This window comes from Pseudonocardia wallangbongensis, from assembly GCF_054486945.1.
The window spans coordinates 170,883-190,228 of record NZ_JBRERS010000007.1; the positions used below are offsets into that span (position 1 = coordinate 170,883).

Annotated in this window: 14 protein-coding genes; 9 read left to right on the plus strand and 5 right to left on the minus strand. The window is 72.4% G+C overall.

The features are described from left to right. The first annotated feature begins 49 nt into the window (after positions 1-49). The 4 genes from ACU436_RS25445 to ACU436_RS25460 all read left to right on the plus strand — a co-directional run bounded on the left by ACU436_RS25445 (position 50) and on the right by ACU436_RS25460 (position 4,619). Complete coding sequence (locus tag ACU436_RS25445) at positions 50-1,270, plus strand: AAA family ATPase (RefSeq protein ID WP_459029419.1); 1,221 nt, start codon at positions 50-52, stop codon at positions 1,268-1,270. Positions 1,271-1,454: 184 nt separating this feature from the next. Further along, positions 1,455-1,772, plus strand: a complete 318-nt coding sequence (locus ACU436_RS25450; protein WP_459029421.1) for a GroES family chaperonin — start codon at positions 1,455-1,457, stop codon at positions 1,770-1,772. A gap of 113 nt (positions 1,773-1,885) precedes the next feature. Further along, complete coding sequence (locus ACU436_RS25455; RefSeq protein ID WP_459029422.1) at positions 1,886-4,084, plus strand: VanW family protein; 2,199 nt, start codon at positions 1,886-1,888, stop codon at positions 4,082-4,084. Between the two features lie 109 nt (positions 4,085-4,193). Continuing rightward, positions 4,194-4,619 (plus strand): CBS domain-containing protein, encoded by a 426-nt coding sequence (locus ACU436_RS25460; protein WP_459029424.1) that lies wholly within the window; start codon positions 4,194-4,196, stop codon positions 4,617-4,619. Here the strand turns inward: ACU436_RS25460 and ACU436_RS25465 are convergent. Then, positions 4,604-7,384 (minus strand): glycoside hydrolase family 2 TIM barrel-domain containing protein, encoded by a 2,781-nt coding sequence (locus tag ACU436_RS25465; RefSeq protein WP_459029426.1) that lies wholly within the window; start codon positions 7,382-7,384, stop codon positions 4,604-4,606. The genes ACU436_RS25460 and ACU436_RS25465 overlap by 16 nt on opposite strands. A gap of 85 nt (positions 7,385-7,469) precedes the next feature. Beyond that, positions 7,470-8,465, minus strand: a complete 996-nt coding sequence (locus ACU436_RS25470) for a LacI family DNA-binding transcriptional regulator (protein ID WP_459029640.1) — start codon at positions 8,463-8,465, stop codon at positions 7,470-7,472. 204 nt (positions 8,466-8,669) lie between these two features. Here ACU436_RS25470 and ACU436_RS25475 point away from each other — a divergent pair, with 204 nt between their 5' ends. The 3 genes from ACU436_RS25475 to ACU436_RS25485 all read left to right on the plus strand — a co-directional run bounded on the left by ACU436_RS25475 (position 8,670) and on the right by ACU436_RS25485 (position 11,818). Then, positions 8,670-9,560: a carbohydrate ABC transporter permease gene (locus ACU436_RS25475; protein WP_459029428.1), complete on the plus strand. Its 891-nt coding sequence runs from the start codon at positions 8,670-8,672 to the stop codon at positions 9,558-9,560. 101 nt (positions 9,561-9,661) lie between these two features. Continuing rightward, positions 9,662-10,480: a carbohydrate ABC transporter permease gene (locus ACU436_RS25480; protein ID WP_459029641.1), complete on the plus strand. Its 819-nt coding sequence runs from the start codon at positions 9,662-9,664 to the stop codon at positions 10,478-10,480. A gap of 30 nt (positions 10,481-10,510) precedes the next feature. Continuing rightward, complete coding sequence (locus ACU436_RS25485) at positions 10,511-11,818, plus strand: ABC transporter substrate-binding protein (protein WP_459029430.1); 1,308 nt, start codon at positions 10,511-10,513, stop codon at positions 11,816-11,818. Positions 11,819-11,894: 76 nt separating this feature from the next. Here ACU436_RS25485 and ACU436_RS25490 read toward each other — a convergent pair whose 3' ends face one another. Beyond that, positions 11,895-13,727, minus strand: a complete 1,833-nt coding sequence (locus ACU436_RS25490) for an acyl-CoA dehydrogenase (RefSeq protein ID WP_459029432.1) — start codon at positions 13,725-13,727, stop codon at positions 11,895-11,897. 220 nt (positions 13,728-13,947) lie between these two features. Between ACU436_RS25490 and ACU436_RS25495 the strand changes: the two genes are divergently transcribed. Next, positions 13,948-14,979, plus strand: a complete 1,032-nt coding sequence (locus tag ACU436_RS25495; RefSeq protein WP_459029434.1) for a peptidoglycan recognition protein family protein — start codon at positions 13,948-13,950, stop codon at positions 14,977-14,979. A 6-nt stretch (positions 14,980-14,985) separates the two neighbouring features. Here ACU436_RS25495 and ACU436_RS25500 read toward each other — a convergent pair whose 3' ends face one another. Beyond that, positions 14,986-15,798, minus strand: a complete 813-nt coding sequence (locus ACU436_RS25500) for a glucose-1-phosphate cytidylyltransferase (protein WP_459029435.1) — start codon at positions 15,796-15,798, stop codon at positions 14,986-14,988. A gap of 43 nt (positions 15,799-15,841) precedes the next feature. Then, a complete protein-coding gene (locus tag ACU436_RS25505; RefSeq protein ID WP_459029437.1) occupies positions 15,842-16,552 on the minus strand; it encodes an IspD/TarI family cytidylyltransferase in 711 nt (236 codons plus the stop codon). Between the two features lie 127 nt (positions 16,553-16,679). On the opposite strand from ACU436_RS25505, the gene ACU436_RS25510 reads away from it, so the two are divergent. Next, positions 16,680-19,340: a LuxR C-terminal-related transcriptional regulator gene (locus ACU436_RS25510; protein WP_459029642.1), complete on the plus strand. Its 2,661-nt coding sequence runs from the start codon at positions 16,680-16,682 to the stop codon at positions 19,338-19,340. The last annotated feature ends 6 nt before the right edge of the window (positions 19,341-19,346 follow it).

The window sequence follows — 19,346 nt, forward strand, 5'->3', positions numbered from 1 at the left end:
GATAGCCGCCTCTACGCTCCGGGCAAGATTCGCCGATACCGTCCGATCCGTGGACCCCGTGCGCAACCCGTTCGCGCCCGGCGCGGGCCAACGGCCCCCGGAGCTCGCCGGTCGCGACAAGGAGATCGACGCGTTCGAGATCGTGCTGGAGCGGGTCGCCCGCGGCCGGCCGGAGCGCAGCCTCGTGCTCACCGGCCTGCGCGGGGTCGGCAAGACCGTGCTCCTCGGGGAGCTGCGGTCGATGGCCATGCGGGCCGGGTGGGGCGCGGGGAAGATCGAGGCGCGGCCGGACGCCGACCTGCGTCGCCCGCTCGCCGCCGCCCTGCACCGCGCGATCCGGGACCTCGCGGTGCGCCACCGGGATCCGGAGCGCGCCGGTGACGAGCCGGTCGACCAGGACCGCGCCGACGAGGTGCTCGGCGTGCTGAAGGCGTTCGCGATGCGATCGGCGCCCGACGGCGCGAAGCTGCGCGACCGCTGGCAGCCGGGTATCGACGTCGCCGTGACCCACGGCAGGGCCGACTCCGGCGACATCGAGATCGACCTCGTCGAGCTGTTCACCGAGGTGGCGGGCCTGGCGCAGGAGGTCCAGTCCGGCGTCGCGCTGCTCATCGACGAGATGCAGGACCTGCGCCCGGACGACGTGTCGGCGCTCTGCGCGGCCTGCCACGAGCTGTCGCAGTCGCGCGCCCCGCTCGTGGTCGTCGGCGCGGGCCTGCCGCACCTGCCCGCGGTGCTCTCGGCCTCCAAGTCCTACTCGGAACGGCTGTTCAAGTACGCGCGCATCGACAAGCTCGACCGCGCCGACGCCGACTTCGCGTTGCTCGCACCGGCCGGGCGGGAGGACGCCGAGTTCGACGTCGACGCCCTCGACGCGCTGTACGAGGCCTCCGGCGGCTACCCGTACTTCGTCCAGGCCTACGGGAAGGCCGCGTGGGACGCCGCGCCCCGCAGCCCGATCGGGGCGGCCGACGTCAAGCTGGCGGCGCCGGACGCCGAGGGCGAGCTCGCCGTCGGCTTCTTCGGGTCCCGGTACGAGCGGGCGACGCCCGCGGAGCGCGAGTACCTGTGCGCGATGGCCGAGCTCTCCGAGGGCAGGGACGAGCCGGTCGGCACGGCCGGGATCGCCGACCACCTCGGCCGCAAGGCCTCGTCCCTCTCCCCGGCCCGTGACAGCCTGTTGAAGAAGGGGCTCGTCTTCTCCGCCCAGCGGGGGCAGATCGCGTTCACGGTGCCCCACTTCGGCCGCTACCTGCTCACCCAGCCCTGAAATCCCTGCTCTATACGGGTGAATCCTGGCCAACTTGCGACCACAGGTAACGGCCGGGGCTCGATGTCCGATTCCAGGTACAGCCCCGCGGCGCTGTCGGACCCCCGACCTGACAGCACCGCGGGGCTTCTTCATCTTCGGGCCGGTCAGGGCGCTGCCGGGGCCTCCTCGTAGCATCGGTCCGATGCAGGACGCCAAGCTCGAGATCCAGATGCTGCACGACCGGGTCCTCGTGAAGCCGGACTCGGCCGGGGAGCGGCGCAGCGGAGCGGGAATCGTCATCCCCGCAACCGCAGAGGTCGCCAGGCGTCTTGTCTGGGGAGAGGTGCTCGGCACGGGGGCGCACGTCCGCACCGTCAAGGTGGGCGACCGGGTGCTGTTCGCCCACGACGACCAGTACGAGGTCGACGTGCAGGGCGCCACCTACCTGGTCCTGCGGGAACGGGAAGTGCACGCCGTCGCCACGGAGCGCACCGAGCACGGTACGGGGCTGTACCTGTGACGGACCGGGCTGCAGCCCGGTCCGATGGTCGAGGGGAAACGGACTTCATGCCCGAGCGGCAGTCATCGCCTGGGGAGGCGGCGGCTCCTCCGGAGCCGGACATCACGGACAACGTGCGTGGCCCGAGGGGCACCGAGCAGGGCGCGTCGGGGGACGCGTGGCCGCCCTCCCCGACCCGGACGGCGGAGCGCGCGAGCGGCGACGGTGCGCACCCGGCCCGGCCGGCGCCGCGCCCCGGCCCGGCCCGGGAGCCGGACGGCGACGAGAGCCCCACGGTCCGCACACCCGGGCGGGCCCCGGCGGGTCGGGCCGGGAACGGCGGGCCGCCCAACGGCAGCCTGCCGAACGACCACGGAGCCAACGGTCGTGCCGACCACGGCCAACCGGCGGGCGAGCAGCGCTCCGGCGAGGCGACCACGGTCGTCGTCCCGGTCGCGTCCCGCTCCTCGGCCGACGGCGAGGCCACGCAGATGCTCCCGCGCACCGGGCCCCCGCTGGTGGACGACGAGCCGGTCACCGAGCGGATCCCGGCCATCAGTGCCGCGCCGCGCCCACCGCTGCCGCCGCTCGATGCGCCCACCCGGGTCGGCCTCGGCGGCCCGGACGACACGGACGGCGGGGACGGCACTGGTCGTACCCGCAAGCCCGGCCGTGGACGCAGGCGCGTGCTGGTGCTGGCGGCGGTCGTCGGCGCGCTCGGCCTGCTCTACGGCGCCGACCTGCTGCTGAGCTCCGGATCGATGCCACGCGGAGTCACGGTGGCCGGCGTCGGCGTCGGCACCATGTCGATGGCCGAGGCCGAGGAGCGGCTGCGGTCGGAGATCGGCGGCCGCATCGACGGCCCGATCCCCGTGACGGTCGGCGACGCGCGCGGACAGATCGACCCCGCCGCGGCGGGGTTGTCCATCGACTGGCCGGGCACCCTGGACCGGGCCGCCTCCCAGCCGCTGAACCCGATCACCCGGATCACCTCGTTCTTCGGCGAGCGCGAGACCGGTGTGGTGACGATCGCCGACCCCACCGCCGTGAACCAGGCGCTCGAGCAGCTCGGGCCGGTCGTCGACCGGGATCCGGTCGAGGGCACGGTGCGGTTCGACGGCACCCAGCCACAGCCGGTCGACCCGCAGCCCGGTCAGCGGCTCGACCTGAACGCGGCCATCGGTGTCCTGCAGCGGGACTGGGCCAACGGGGGTGTGGTGGCGCTGCCGGTCACCGAGCTGCCTCCCACCACCACGGCCGAGGACGTCGCCACCGCCATCCAGGAGGTGGCGCGGCCCGCGGTGGCCGCCCCGATCACGGTCATCGGCGAGAACAGCGTGCAGGGCACCGTCACCCCGGAGGTGCTCGCCGCGTCGCTCAGCTTCGAGGCCGAGAACGGCGGCCTGGCGCCGAAGCTGAACCAGCAGGCGATCCAGGACGCGCTCACGCCGCAGATGGCGGAGTCGGAGGAGCCCGGGCGGGACGCCACGTTCGACTTCTCCAGCGGCCGCGCGGTGGTCGTGCCGTCCCAGGACGGGCGCGGGGTGGACTACGAGGCCACCGTGGCCGCGCTGATCGGTGTGCTGGGCCGCCCGGACCCGCGCGAGGTCACCGCGGTGTACGCCGAGAAGCCGGCCGAGGTCACCACCGAGGAGCTGAAGGCGCTCGGCAACCCGGAGATCATCGGCGACTTCACGACCGGCGGCTTCGCCGCCGACTCGGGCCTGAACATCCGCCGGGCCGCCCAGCTGGTGAACGGCACCGTGGTGCAGCCGGGTGAGGTGTTCAGCCTCGATACGGTCACGGGCCCGCGCACCGCCGCCAACGGGTACGTCGAGGCCGGAGTGATCGACAACGGGCGGTCGGCGCGTGGCATCGCGGGCGGCGTCTCGCAGGTGTCCACCACGCTCTACAACGCCTCCTACTTCGCCGGGATGACGTTGCTCGAGCACAAGGCGCACAGCTTCTACATCAGCCGCTACCCGGCCGGCCGGGAGGCGACCATCGCCACCGGCGCGATCGACAACAGGTTCCGCAACGACAACCCGACCCCGATCATGATCCGCACGCGTTGGACCCCGACCTCGCTGACCGTGCAGATCTACGGGCAGCGCAAGTACGAGGTCACGGGCGAGTTCGGGCCGCGCACCGACCCGACCCAGCCCAACGAGGTGACGATCCCGGCCGGCGAGGACTGCCACGCCAGCAACGGGGCCCCCGGGTTCACGATCACCGACACCCGCACCCGGCGCGACGTCGACACCGGCGAGTCCAACTCGGAGACCATGACCACGCGCTACAACCCGGCCCCGAAGGTGGTTTGCGAGGATTAGTCCGGTTCGGGCTCACCTGCGTCGGGGGTTCCGAAAGCGGGACCCGAGTTCGTACCCTCGGTTGGTCAGCGTCGACGGAAGCGGGCGACCGGGATCGGGGGTACGAGCGATGCGTATCGCGGACGTACTACGGAGAAAGGGCAACGCCGTCGCCACGGTGGGGCCCCAGGCCACTGTCACCGAGCTGCTCGGCGAGCTCGCCGCCCACAACGTCGGCGCGTTGCCGGTCGTCGACGGCGGCAACCTCATCGGCATCGTCTCCGAGCGCGACGTCGTGCGGCGGTTGCACGCGGGCGGAGCCGCGCTGCTCCAGGCCACCGTGGCCGACATCATGACCAGCGAGGTCACCACGTGCGGCCCGGACGATGACGCCAGCGACCTCGCTGCCGTCATGACGTCCCGGCGGTTCCGGCACCTCCCCGTGGTCGTGGACGGTGAGCTGGCCGGCATCGTCAGCATCGGCGACCTGGTGAAGGCGCGCATCGACCTGCTGGAGTCGGAGCGCGCGCAACTGCAGAGCTACATCGCGGGGTAGCGGGGGTTCAACGCGAGCCGCAGCCGTGCCGGGGCCGCGTGCAGCTCGTGCTGCGGCAGCACGTCGGGTCCGCAGCTCGCGGTGCCGACGCCGCGGTGCGCCAGGTCGACGGTGAGCCGGACCCGGTCGCCGGGTACGAGCTCGACGGGGTGCCGCGCTGCGTCGAGGTCGGCGCTGGTCCAGCGCCGCACGGTGAGACCGAACGTCTCCGGGTCCCCGTCGGCCCCGGGGAGCGCCTCGATCCGCAGGCCGCTGCCCCCGCCGGTGAGCTCGGCCCAGCGCACGTCCGCGCGCCTGCCGTTCTCCTGCGGCATGACGTAGCGCGTCTGCAGCCCGTCCACCGAGCTGGTGAACCGCCCGACGCGCGCCGCGTGGTGGGTGTCGGGGTAGGCCTCGCCGGGTCCGCCGCCGTACCAGGTGACGGCGTCGACCTGGGCCGGCAGCGACCAGGCCAGGCCCAGCCGCGGGATCGGCCCCGGCCACTCGCCCTCCGGCTGCACGGAGACGTCGAGGAGCAACCCGCCGCCGGTGAGCGGGGTCCAGCGCATCGTGGACAGGAACCCGGCGTCGACGGCGGCCGGGGCCGTGCGGGTGCGCACGACGATCCCGCCGTCCTCGTCGCGGACGTCGAGGACCCGGTGCCGCAGCCGGTGCAGGCCGATCGCCCGCCAGGCGTCGGCGGCCGAGTCGCGCGGGATCCGGTCGTTGTCGGTGGGGGCGCGCCACACGTCGAGGCGCGGACCGTCGACCGCGATGCCGGCGAGCTCGGTGAGGACCCCGCGCACGCGGTCCAGCGGCACCACGCCACGGCCGGCCGCGGCCGCGGTGCGCGGGCGCGCCACGAGCCGCACCTGACCCCATGCGACCTCGTGGGCGGCAGGTGCCCACGGCTCGTCGGCGGCGAGGACGGCGCGCACGGTCAGCCACGTCTCGACCTCACGGCCCGCTTCGGCCGGCAGGTCGAGGTCGACGGCGTGGCCGGGGGCGACCGCGGGGACGTCCAACGGCCCGGCGTCGACCTCGACGCCGTTCTCCTCCAGCGCCCATGTGAAGCGCAGGTGGGCGAGGTCGAGCACCTCGTACAGGTTGGCGACGCGCAGGCGCCCGTCCGGGGTGCCGCTGATCCGCACGGGCTCGACGACCTTGGCGAACTCGTGCAGCCCCGGAGACGGGGTGCGGTCCGGGAAGAGCAGCCCGTCGGCCACGAAGTTCCCGTCGTGCAGCTCCTCGCCGAAGTCGCCGCCGTATCCGTAGAACTCGCGGCCCTGCGCGTCGCGGGTGCGGATGCCGTGGTCGATCCACTCCCACACGAAACCGCCCTGGCAGCGAGGATGGGCCTCGAAGAGCTCCTGGTACTCGGCGAGCCCTCCCGGCCCGTTGCCCATCGCGTGGGCGTACTCGCAGAGCACGAACGGCGCGGCGCGGCGGGCCGCGTCCTGCACCGGGTCGACACCGCGGGCCGGCTCCTCGCGGCGGCCGATGAGGTCGGTCTCGGCCTGCGAGGCGTACATCCGGCTGTAGACGTCGGTGAAGCGCCCGTCGGGGCAGTGCTCGTAGTGCACCGGACGGCCCGGGTCGCGGTCGTGGGCGTAGCGGTACATGCGCTCGAGGTTGCGGCCGGTCCAGGACTCGTTGCCGAGCGACCACATGATCACGCAGGCGTGGTTCTTGTCGCGCTCCACCATCCGGCGCATCCGGTCCTCGAACGCGTCGCCCCAGGCCGGGTCGTCGGTGGGGTTGCCGCGCCAGCCCACGTGGACGAAGCCGTGGGTCTCCAGGTCGCACTCGTCCACGACGTACAGACCGTACTCGTCGCACAGCTCCAGGAAGCGTGGGTGCGGCGGGTAGTGGCTGGTGCGCACGGCGTTGACGTTGTGCCGCTTCATCAGCAGCACGTCGTCGAGCATGTCCTGCTCGGTGACGGCGCGGCCGCGGTCGGGGTGGAACTCGTGCCGGTTCACGCCGCGCAGCAGCACCCGGTTGCCGTTGACGGTGAGCAGCCCGTTCTCGATCCGGACCGTGCGGAACCCCACCCGCATGTCGACGCGCTCGGTGGCCGTCACGACCGCCACGTCGTAGAGCCGGGGTACCTCGGCGCTCCACGGTTGCGCGCCCTCGGCCCACACCTGTTCGCCCGCGGCGGCGTCGATCCCCAGCTCGGGGACGAGCACCCGGGCATCACCGGGGACCTCCACGCGCAGCGACCCGGCGCCGCCGTCGTAGCCGGCGTGCACGAACACGTCGTCCACCCCGCCGGCGGGCCGTGCCAGCAGCGCCACGTCCCGGAAGATCCCGGACATCCACCACATGTCCTGGTCCTCGAGGTAGCTGCCCGCCGACCACTGGTGCACCCGCACCGCCACCAGGTTGCCTGCGCCGGGGCGGACGACCTCCGTGACGTCGAACTCGGACGGGAGCCTGCTGCCCTGGGCGGTGCCGACCTCGTGCCCGTTGACCCACACGGCGAAGCACGAGTCCACACCCTCGAACCGCAGCAGGATCCGCTCGCCCGCCCACTCGGCAGGCACCGGCACCGTGCGCCGGTAGCTGCCCGTCGGGTTCTCCGTGGGCACGCGCGGCGGGTCGATCGGGAAGGGGTAGCGCGTGTTGGTGTAGGCCGGTTCGCCGTACCCGTGCAGCTGCCAGTGCGCGGGCACGGGCAGCTGCGCCCACCCGGCGTCGTCGAACGCCGGGTCGGCGAACCCGGCCGGGGCCTCCTCGGCGGTCGGGGACAGCGCGAACCGCCACTGCCCGTTCAGGCTCATGCGGGGTGCGTTCGACCGCACGGCCGCACGGGGTGGCAGCGCGGGCGTCCGGACGCGGGTCCTCGACGTAGGGCGCAGGCGTCACTTACGGGTCCCTCCTGGTGTACCGGCCGGTGCTGGCACGCACGATGAGGTCGGGGACCATTCGCACGGGGATGGGGTCGGCGGCGGGGCGCTCGATCTGGGAGAGCAGCATCGCGACGGCCCGGCGGCCCTCGTCCTCGAGGTCCTGGCGCAGGGTGGTGAGTGGCGGGATGAGGTAGGCCGCCTCCGGGATGTCGTCGAAGCCGACCACGCTGACGTCGCGGGGCACCGCCCGGCCGGCCTCGTGCAGCGCGAGCAGCAGGCCGATCGCCATCTGGTCGTTGGCCGCGAACACCGCGCTCACGTCCGGGTCGGCCGCGAGCACCCGCCCGGCGGCGTAGCCGGACCGCGCACTCCAGTCACCCTGCAGCGGCTCGTGGACCGGAGCACCGGCAGCCTCGAGGGCCGTGCGCCAGCCCTGCATCCGGGAGCGCGCCGCCTCCCAGCGCAGTGGCCCGGCCAGGTGCCGGACGGTGGGGTGCCCCAGGTCGAGCAGGTGTCGGATCGCGCCCTGCGAGCCCTCGGTGCCGTCGATCTGCACGCCCGCGGTGACGGCGTCGAGACCGCCGCACAGCACCATCATCGGGATGCCGGCGGGAAGCGTCCGCAGCGCGGTGGCGGCGTCGACCTCCGGGTCGATCGCGACGATGCCCTCGACGCCCTGCGCGGTCATGCGTTCGACGGCGGCCAGCGCCGACGGGCGGTCGAACCGCGAGAGGCTCTCGGTGCTCACCGTGTAGCCCGCGTCGCGGACCGCCGCCTCGACGCCGCGCAGCGTGGAGGCCGGCCCGTAGAGCCCGGAGCCGATCGTGACGACCCCGATCATGCGGGTGCGGCCGGAGGCGAGGGAGCGCGCGGCGGTGCTGGGCCGGTACCCGAGGTCGCGCATCGCGGCGAGCACGCGATCGCGGGTGGAGTCGCGCACACCGGGCTGGTCGTTGATCACGCGGGAGACGGTCTGGTACGAGACTCCCGCGAGCGCGGCGACGTCCCCCATCACCGGAGCTCCGTGCCGTCCGCTGGCTCGGCGGGCACCGTTCTCGGGCATGCCGCCTCCCCGATTCCGCTGTGAACGCTCACGAGACCCGACGCGGCGATGGAAGCCGAGGCCGGCGGTTTCTGGCAACCCCTTGACCCATCCGTGTGTGAGCGCTCACACTTGCGCCGCGGCGTAGCGAAGACGATCGAGGAGGATCGTTCGATGGCGGTTGCCAGCCCCTCCCGCCGGAGGGGGCTCACCGGATTCCTGTTCTTCGCCCCGTTCCTTCTCGTGTTCCTCGCCGTCATCGTCGCCCCGCTGGTGTACGCGCTGGTCCTGAGCCTCTTCCGGCGCCGCCTCATCGGCGGCACCACGTTCGTCGGGCTGGACAACTACCTCCGCGCCGCCGTGGACCCGCAGTTCCTCGCCGGGCTGGGACGGGTCGGGCTGTTCCTGGTGATCCAGGTGCCGGTGATGCTGCTGCTCGCCCTGTTCGTGGCGCTGGCGATCGACAGCAGGCGGGTGTGGTGGCCGAAGCTCTTCCGGCTCGGCGTCTTCGTCCCGTACGCGGTGCCCGCGGTGGTGGGCACGCTCATGTGGGGCTTCCTGTACGGCGGCCAGTTCGGCCTCGCCGGGCAGATCGCCGACGCGTTCGGCGCCGACCCGCCGAACCTCTTCGGGGCCGAGCTCATGCTCCCGGCCCTGGCCAACATCGTCACCTGGCAGTTCGTCGGCTACAACATGCTGATCCTCTACGCGGCGCTGCGGGCGATCCCGCAGGACCTCTACGACGCCGCCGAGGTGGACGGAGCCGGCGAGTTCCGGAAGGTGTGGAGCGTCAAGCTGCCGGCGCTGCGGCCCGCGCTGCTGCTCGCGTCGATCTTCTCGGTGATCGGGAGCTTCCAGCTCTTCACCGAGCCGAAGGTGATGATGGACCTCGCCCCGGCCGTGATCACCACCTCGTACACGCCCAACATCTACGCCTACGAGCTCGCCTTCAACGGCCAGCTCGTCGACTACTCGGCGGCGATCTCCGTGCTGCTCGGGCTGGTGACGATCGTCGTCGCCTACGTCGTGCAGCTGACCACCGCGCGGCGGGAGCGGATCCTGTGACCGCGGTGGAGACGGCTCCGGCCGAGCGCGTGCGCACGACCCGGCGACCGGCCGGCGGCGGCGGGGGCCGCGCCCGCAGGCCCAGCGTCATCCTCACCGCGATGCTCCTCGGCCTGCTGGCGTACTTCTTCCTGCCGCTCGCCTGGCTGGTGATCAACTCGACGAAGAGCACCACCGGGCTGTTCGAGAGCTTCGGGCTGTGGTTCGCCAGCGACTTCCACCTGTTCACGAACGTGCGCGACGTGCTGACCTACACCGACGGCATCTACGTCCGCTGGTTCCTCAACACGGTCCTGTACGCGGTGGTCGGGGCCGGCGGCGCCGCGCTGCTCGCGGCGCTGGGCGGATACGGCGTGGCGAAGTTCGACTTCCCGGGCAGGAGGTTGCTGCTCGCGGGCGTGCTGGGTGCGGTGATGGTGCCGGTCACCGCGCTGGCGATCCCCACGTACCTGCTGATGAGCTCCGTGCAGCTCGTCGACACGCCGTTCGCGGTGATCATCCCGTCGCTGGCGAGCCCGTTCGGGCTGTACCTGATGTGGATCTACGCGGCCGCCGCGGTGCCCGACGAGCTGCTCGAGGCGGCCCGCCTCGACGGCGCCGGGGAGCTGCGGATCTTCTGGTCGGTGGCGATGCGGCTGCTGGCGCCCGGTTTCGTCACCGTGCTGCTCTTCCAGCTCGTCCACGTGTGGAACAACTACTTCCTGCCGCTGATCGTCCTCAACGACCCGGCCTGGTTCCCGCTCACGGTCGGGCTCAAGCAGTGGAACGAGCAGGCCTACGCCGCAGGCGGGGGTGCCCAGGCGGTCTTCACGCTCGTCATCACGGGGTCACTGCTGGCGATCATCCCCCTGATCGCGGTGTTCCTCGTGCTGCAGCGGTACTGGCAGTCGGGCATCTCGTTGGGCGCCGTCAAGCAGTAGAGGACCACCACCCGGGGAGGACCGGAACGCATGATCCGATCACGGAGCACGCTCGCGGCGGCATCCGTCGCGCTGGCCATGGCGCTGTCCGCGTGCAGCAGTGGCGGTGGTGGTGGCGGCGACGGGGAGACCTGCGACGGCCCGCTCACGTTCTGGACGTGGGTGCCCAACATCCAGTCGACGGTCGACCTCTACGAGCAGTCCCACCCCGGCGTGGACGTCGAGGTGTCGAACGTCGGGCAGGGCGACGAGCACTACACGCAGCTGCGCACCGTGTTCTCCGCCGGCACCGGCGCCCCGGACGCCGTGCAGATGGAGTTCAAGAACATCCCGGCCTTCGTGCTCACCGACTCGCTCGTCGACCTCACCCAGTACGGCGCGGCCGACGTGGAGGATCGTTTCCTGCCCTCGGCGTGGCGCCAGGTGAAGATGGGTGACGGGATCTACGGCATCCCGCAGGACACCGGGCCCATGATCATGTTGTACCGGCCGGACATCCTCGACGGCCTCGGCATCCCGCTGCCCACCACATGGGACGAGTACGTCGAGGCGGCCCGGAAGATCCACGCGAGCGACCCGGACCGCTTCATCGGGAACATCGGTCCGGACGACGCCGGTGGTGTCTCGAGCCTGCTGTGGCAGGCCGGAGCGCGACCGTTCGCGCTCGAGGGCGAGTCGGCACTCACGATCGACTTCTCCGACGACGGCGCCGCCAGGTTCGCGAAGACGTGGAACCCGCTGGTGTCCGAGGGCCTGGTCGAGCCCGTGCCCGGCTTCACCGACGAGTGGTACCGGGGGATGGCCGAGGGCCGCTATGCCACCTGGGTGGCCGGCGCCTGGGCCCCGACGTTCCTGCAGAGCGTGATCCCGCAGGCCGAGGGCCAGTGGCGGGTGGCGCCGATGCCGAACTACGGCGAGCCGGTGGTGCCCGAGAACGGCGGGTCGTCCGTGGCCGTCACGACGCAGAGCGAGTGCCCGGCCGCCGCGGCCGAGTTCGCCACCTGGTTGAACTCCGACCCGGCCGCGGCCAAGGAGCTGAACGAGACCAGCCTCCTGTACCCGGCCACCAGCGCGCTCGTGCAGGACCCGGCGTGGCTCGCCGCGCCGATGCCGTTCCTCGGCGGGCAGCAGGCCAACCAGGTCTACGTCGACGCCTCGAAGCAGGTCTCGGAAGGCTGGCAGTACTCGCCCTTCCAGGACTACACCGAGTCGGTCTTCCCCGACACCGTCGGCCAGGCCTTGGTGAACCACACGGATGTGCAGGCCGGCCTCGACGCATGGGGCGAGCGGCTGCGCACCTACGCCACGGAGCAGGGATTCCAGGTGCAGGGCAGCTGATCTTCACGGAACCGGATTCCGTTGCACGAACGGCACTCTCGTACCGCTCTATCGGACGAGGGTGCCGCTCGTGCGGTCAGAAGGCGGCCTCTGGGAGCTCCATCAGGCTGTCGTCCGTCGCCTCCACCACTGCGCGTTGCGCCGTGAGCTGGGGCAACACCGTCTTGGCGAAGAACCTCGCTGCTCCCACCTTGCCCTCGTAGAACGCCGTGTCGCGAGCCGAAGGCTCCCCACCCAGCGCGACGAGCGCCACCTCGGCCTGGCGCATCAGCAGCCAGCCGATCATGAGGTCGCCGACCGCCATGAGCAGCCGGACGCTGTTCTGCCCCACCTTGTAGACACTCTTCGGGTCCTCGGTCGAGGCCATCAGGAAGCCGGTGAGGGCGCCCAGCATGCCCTGGACGTCGGCCAGCGCCGTGGCGAGCAGCGCCCGCTCCTCCTTCAGCCGTCCGAGCTCGTCCTCGGCGTCGAGGAACGCCTTGATCTCCCCCGCCACGTGCCCGATGGCCTGCCCGTCGTCCCGCACGATCTTGCGGAACAGGAGGTCCATCGACTGGATGGCGGTGGTGCCCTCGTAGAGCGAGTCGATCTTCGAGTCGCGGATGTACTGCTCGATCGGGTAGTCCTGCAGGTAGCCGGAGCCGCCGAGGGTCTGCAGCGAGAGCAGCAGTTGCTCGGTGGCGCGCTCGGAGCCCACACCCTTGACGATCGGCAGGAGCAGGTCGTTCACGCGCGCGGCGAGCGTGGTGTCGGCACCGGTGGCGTCGCCCGCCCTGATCTCGTCCTGGAACGTGGCGGTGTAGGTGTAGAGCGCGCGCAGGCCCTCGGTGTAGGCCTTCTGCAGCATCAGGATGCGGCGCACGTCGGGGTGGTGGGTGATGGTCACGCGAGGGGCGGACTTGTCGAGCTGCCGGGTGAGGTCGGCGCCCTGCACGCGCTCCTTGGCGTAGTCCAGCGCGGCGAGGTAGCCGGCCGAGAGCGTGCCGATCGCCTTGGTGCCCACCATCATCCGGGCGTACTCGATCACCTGGAACATCTGCGCGATGCCGTTGTGCACCTCGCCGAGCAGCCACCCGACCGCGGGGGTGCCGTGCTGGCCGAAGGTCAGCTCGCACGTCGTGGACGCCTTCAGGCCCATCTTGTGCTCCACGCCCGTGACGAAGGCGCCGTTGCGCTCGCCGGGCTCGCCGGTCTCGGGGTCGAAGTGGAACTTCGGCACCAGGAACAGCGACAGCCCCTTGGTGCCGGGCTTCGCGCCCTCGGGCCGGGCCAGCACCAGGTGCATGATGTTCTCGGTGAGGTCGTGCTCACCCGAGGTGATGAAGCGCTTGACGCCCTCGATGTGCCAGGTGCCGTCGGCCTGCTGCACCGCCTTGGTGCGGCCCGCGCCGACGTCCGAGCCGGCGTCGGGCTCGGTGAGCACCATCGTGGCGCCCCAACCGCGGTCGATCATGAGCTCGGCCCAGTGCTGCTGCTGTTCGGTGCCGTTGCGGTGCACCACGGCCGCGAAGTTGGGACCCGCCATGTACATGAAGGCGGCCGGGTTGGAGCCGAGGATCAGCTCGGACGCGGCCCACTGCACGGTGGCCGGGATGCCGTAGCCGCCGAGGTCGGCCGGCAGGCTGATCCGCCACCACTCACCGTCCCACAGCGCGCGGTAGCTGTCCTTGAGGGACTGGGGCAACGTGACCGAGTGGGTGGCCGGGTCGAAGACCGGCGGGTTGCGGTCGGCGTCGGCGAACGACTCCGCGAGCGGGCCCGTGGCCACGGTGTTCAGCTCCGTGAGCACGCCGCGCACCGTGTCGATGTCGATGCCGTCGAAGGGCGCGGTGCCCAGGCGGTCCTGCACCCGGAAGACCTCGAACAGGTTGAACTCGAGATCCCGCAGGTTGCTCCTGAAGTGGCCCATCGTGCATCGCTCCTCAGCAGGGTGGAACGGCCTACTCGTCGGTAACCATCAGCTTATTACTCATCAGTAACCCCGACAAGTCGCGGATGTGCGCTGCTCGACCGGGCGATCACACCTTCGAGCAGCAGCGTTGTGCGGGACGTTTGCGTAGCTCATCGTTCGGAGATCAACAGGTGGCCGGCGCGCGGGAGCCGGGAGGGGGCAATGAAGGGGAGGCGATGTGTGGGGTCCGAACGCGTCCCGGCGCAGCGTCCTCCTCGGCGGGCTCCTCCTCACCGGGACGATCGGCGGCCTGATCCGGCCGGCCGAGGCGAGTGCCGCGGGACCGGGGGTGAAGAGCCCGCCGATCCTGGGGTGCGGCGCGTGGCGCGCCCGTGAACCCTCGGCCACCATCCCCGTCTGGGACCGGCGCCCGGTGCGGATCATCGTGCACCACACGGCGACCCCGAACGTCGAGGACCTCAGCCGCGGCGCGGCCGAGTTCGTGGCCCGCACGATCCAGGACTTCCACATGGACCGGCGTGGCTGGATCGACACCGGGCAGAACTTCACGATCAGCCGCGGTGGCTACGTGCTGGAGGGCCGCCACCGCAGCCTCGAGGTGCTGCGCGGCGGCAACCGGCACGTCGAGGGCGCGCACTGCACCGGGCAGAACGTCGAGGCCGTCGGGATCGAGAACGAGGGCACCTACTCGACGATCACGCCGCCGGACGAGCAGTGGGAGCAGCTGCGGAGCCTGTGCGCGTACATCTGCCACCAGTACGGCATCGAGCCGTCCGAGATCGGCGGGCACCGCGACTTCAAGGACACCCTCTGCCCCGGTGACGCGTTCTACGCGATGTTGCCGCGCCTGCGCAGCGAGGTGGCGGACGTGCTCGGGGAACCCATGTCGGACGGGGCGGCCAGGCGGGTGTCGTGGCCGCTGCTGCGGTCCGGCAGCGAAGGGCGAGCCGTGCAGGCGGCCCAGCACCTCCTCCGTGCTGCCGGCCTCACCGACGTGCAGCCGAACGGCCGGTTCGACGAGCGGACGATCGCGGCCGTGCGGGAGTACCAGGAGGCCCATCGCACCGAGGAGATCAACGGGCTGATCGGCGGGGAGACGTGGCCGCTGCTCGTGACCGCGCGGGATGCCGACCACGACGAGATCGCGCTCGCCGTGCGGGTCCTCACCCCCGACGGCGCGGTGCGCGCGTCCGCCCTCCCCGGAGTCGAGGAGTGGAAGCGGCTGCTCAGCGCCGATCGGCGCCCATGAGGGTCATCAGGCGCGGGTCTCGTCCTTCCAGATCTTCCAGGGAGCCTCGCCCGTGGCCCAGACGCTGTTCAGCGCCTGGTAGTCCTTGTAGGTGTCCATCGCGGCCCAGAAACCCTCGTGCCGGTTCACGGTGAGCTGCTTGTCGCGAGCCAGCCGCTGCAGCGGCTCCGCCTCGAGGAAGAGGTCCTCCTCGTCGTCGAGGTAGTCGTCGAGGAAGGACTTCTCGAAGACGAAGTAGCCGCCGCTCACCCAGCCGGTGACCTGGGTGGGCTTCTCGTTGAACTCCGCGACGACGTTGCCGTCGACCTGCATCTCGCCGAACTTCGAGGTGGGGTGCACACCGGTGACGGTGCCGAGCCGGCCGCCGTCGGCGTGGACCTTCGCGAGGTTCCCGATGTCCACCGCGCTGACGCCGTCACCGTAGGTCATCATGAACTGCGGGGTGTCGATGTAGTCGCGGATGCGGCGCAGCCGCGCCCCCGTGCCCGCCTCGAGGCCGGTCTCGGCGAAGGTGATCTCCCAGTTCTCGTCCGCCACGCCGTTGCGGAACCACGGCTGGTGGTCGCCCTCGGACAGCGTGAGGGTGAAGTCGGACATGTGCGACCGGTAGTCCAGGAAGAACTGCTTGATCTCCCAGCCCTTGTAGCCGAGGCAGAGGATGAAGCGCCGGTACCCGTAGTGGCTGTAGAGCTTCATGATGTGCCAGAGGATCGGTCGTCCGCCGATGTCCACCATGGCCTTCGGCAGCCGTTCGCTCACCTCTCGGATGCGAGTGCCCTGTCCGCCGCACAGGATGACAACAGGCGTGTCGTAGTCCATCAGGAAGCTGTCCTCCGCTGTCTGGGGAGCTGTATGGGGAGTGCTACTCGCCGTGGTCGACGAGGGCCGTCGTTCCGCCCGATGTCGTAGTGCAGCCGGGGCCCGTACCGCAAATCCCGCGAGAGGCGAGACACTCTGCTATCGCGAGCTCCTGCCGAGTCGTCACATGGACGTTGGCCACGTCACCCGAAACGGTGACGACCCGGTGGCCGCGCTCGACCAGCAACCCGGAGTTCTCGACCGGGCGCGGGCGGTCGGCGTGCACGGCGCGGAGCACGTCGGCGCGGAACGCCTGCGGGGTCTGCGTCAGGACGAGGTCGTCCTTGGGCAGGGTCTCGAGCACCCGGCCGTCCCGCACCCGCTGCACGACCTCCAGTATCGGTACCACCGGCACGGCGCCGTCAGCGCCCTCCCGTACGGCTGCGACCACGGCCCTGAACAGCGCGTCGGACGCGAGGGGGTGGGCCGGGTCGGCCACCGCGACGATCGCCGCGTCGGCGGGTACCGCCGCGAGCCCCGCGCGCAACGACTCCGACTGGTGATCACCACCTTCGGTGACGGCGTCGACCGGCTCCCCGGTCCAGGTTCGTCCAGGGGGCAGCACGAGGACCACGCCGTCGCAGACGCGGCGCGCGGTCGCCAGCGAGCGGGCCACCATCGGCACGCCGCCGACGCTCTCGAACTGCTTCGACCGCTCACCGAACCGCCGCGACACCCCGCCCGCCAGCACGATCGCCCAGACGGACCCATGCATGTGTTCCTCCTGGAGCATTGCGGGACGATCGTGCCACTCACCTGATCGAAGGGGACCGCTGGGCACACGCCGGCAACCGCCGACTGCCAGGTGATCGGGTCCGCTGACTAACCTCCGATCAGTGTCGATGCGTACCCACCCGGCGCCGCGGGCCCCGGAGAGGCTGCTCGCGGGCTCGCCCGCGGCGCGTCGACTCGTGCACGAAGCAGCGGCGCGCTCCACGTCGTCCGCCCGGGTGGATGTGATCGGTCCGGGCGGGCACGGCAAGACCGTACTGCTCGACGCCCTCGCCGCCACCTTCGCGGCCGGGGGCCTCACCGTCCACCGGGAGATCGGCGCCATCGCGGAACTGGGCGTCGACGACGCGATCCTGCTCGACGACGCCCACCTGCTGTCGCCGGCCGAGTTGGAGCGGCTCGCGGCGCTCGCCGCGGCGCCCGGCGGCCACCTCGTGGTGGCGCACCGGCCGTGGCCGCGCCCGCCCGGCAGCGCCGCGCTCGGCAGCGCCCTGGCGGCCACCCGCCCGCCGGTGGTGCTGGAGGCGCTCGACCGCACCGGCGTCGTGGCCCGGGCGGCGCTGCTGCTGGGCGGTGACGATCCGCCCCCGGAGCTGGTGAACCACGTGCTCGAGCAGACGGCGGGCCAGCCGGGGCTGGTCGATCGGTTGCTCGGTGCGCTCCTGGAGCAGACCGGGCTGGATCGCTTCCGGGGCGTGCCGCCATCCGGCGAGCCGCCCGCCGGCCTGCTGGTGCAGCTCGGCTATCTGGTGCACGGCCTCGGCAACGGTGTGGGGGGTCTGCTGCTGGCCCGTGCGCTCGGCGCCCCGCTGGAGTCCGAGGTACTCGTCCCGATGCTGGGGCTCTCCCCCGACGACGGCGCCGCCCAGCTCGACGAGCTGCTGGAGGGTGCGCGGGCCGCGGGGATGCTCACCCGCGACGGGAGGGTCGTCCCCCTCGTGTCGGCCGCGGTGCTGGCGCGCGCCCCGCGGGCGTCGCGGGTGGAGCTGCGGCGCACCCTCGCGGAGATCGAGCTCGACCGCGGGGGCAACGTGTTCGCGGCGGCTCGCGGCCTGCTCGGCACGGGTGCGAGCGGTTCGAGGGTCGCGGCGGTGTTCACCACGGCGGGCGAGGAGGCGTTGCGCACCGGATCGCCCGCGGCCGGCGAGCTGTTCGAGGCCGCCGTGCATGCCGGGAGCCCCGCGCTGGGCCTGGCGGCGGGTCGGGCCGAGGCGGCGGTGCTCACCGGCGACCTCGACCTCGCGCTCACCCAGGCCGACCAGGTGTTGTCCGATCCCGATCAGGTGTCGCCAACGCAGGCGGTGCGGGCCGGCACGGTGGCGGCCGCCGTCCTCGCCCACCGCGGGATGCTCGGCCGCAGCGCGGAGCTGTACCGCTGGATGAGCACCGTGCTGGAACCCGCGATGGGCGCCACCACCGTGCTCGCCGTCCCCGCGCTCATCGGCACCGGCGCGCTCGACGAGGCCGGCAAGATGTTGCACGCGCCCGCGTCCGGGAACGGCGCTCCGGTCCGCCCGCCCACCCTCCTGGCCGGTGCCGAGGAGCTGATGGCCCAGGGCGTCTACGACTCGGTGGCCGGGTCGCCCACCGCGGCGCTGTCGCAGCTGACGCGTGCGGCGTCGCTGCTGGAGTCCTCGCAACGCGCGGCGCTGCTGCCGGACACCCCGGCCGCGCTCGCGGCGCTGGTCGCGGTGCACTGCGGCGAGCTCGACGTGGCGCAGTCGGTGCTGGAACGCGCCCTGCGGGTCGGGCTCGGCGGGCGGGGGTCCGTCACCCGCCACCGCCTCCTCCTCGGCTGGATCGCGCTGTTCCGCGGGGCCACGGGCGCGGCGCGCTCGGCGCTCACCGTCGCGTCACCGCCCGGCGCGGTCCTCGAACCCCGCGACGAGTTCCTCGCCGCGGCCCTGGACGTCGCGCTCGCCCGCAGGGCGGGCGACATCGCGGTGCTCATGACGGCCTGGGGCCGGGCCCGGGAGGCGATCGTGCGCCACCCGGTGGACCTGTTCGTGCTGCAGCAGCTCGGCGAGCTGTGGGTGGCGGCCACGCGGCTGCGGGAGGCGAGCTGGGTTCGCCCGCACCTCGACGAGGCCACTGACCTGCTTTCCCGGCTCGGCGACCCGGCGCTGTGGGCGGCGCCCCTGCACTGGTCGGGCCTGCAGGCCGCGATCCTGTCCGAGAACCGCGACGCCGCGAGACGGCATGCGTCGGCGCTGGAGACGGCCGCCGACGGCAGCCGGTACGCGTCCGCGATGGCGGCGGCCGCGCAGCACTGGGTACACCTGCTCGACGGCACCGTCGAGGCCGCGGGGGTGGAGGCGGCCGCCCGGGGCCTGCACGCCGTCGGGATGGCGTGGGAGGGCGGCAAGCTCGCCGGGCAGGCGGCGATCCGCACCCATGACCGCAAGGCGATGACGGCGCTGCTCGCGTGCGCCCGTGCCCTGCAGAGCACCGGCCCGGCCGCGCGCACCGTCACCGTGGAGGCCGACACGGACGGCGACCCGCGGGGCGTCGCAACCTCCTCGGCGGAGGCCGAGCCGCCGCCGGACCAGGCGTCCGACGGTATCGACGGGCCGCTGAGCGACCGGGAGCGGGAGGTGGCCGGGCTCGTGCTGGAAGGCCTGACCTACCGGCAGATCGGCGAGCGCCTGTTCATCTCGGCCAAGACCGTGGAGCACCACGTCGCCCGGATGCGCCAGCGCCTCGGCTCGGGCAGCCGTGGCGAGCTGTTCGCCCACCTGCGCCAGATCGTCGGGCCGGGCACCGAGGCCTGACGGCGG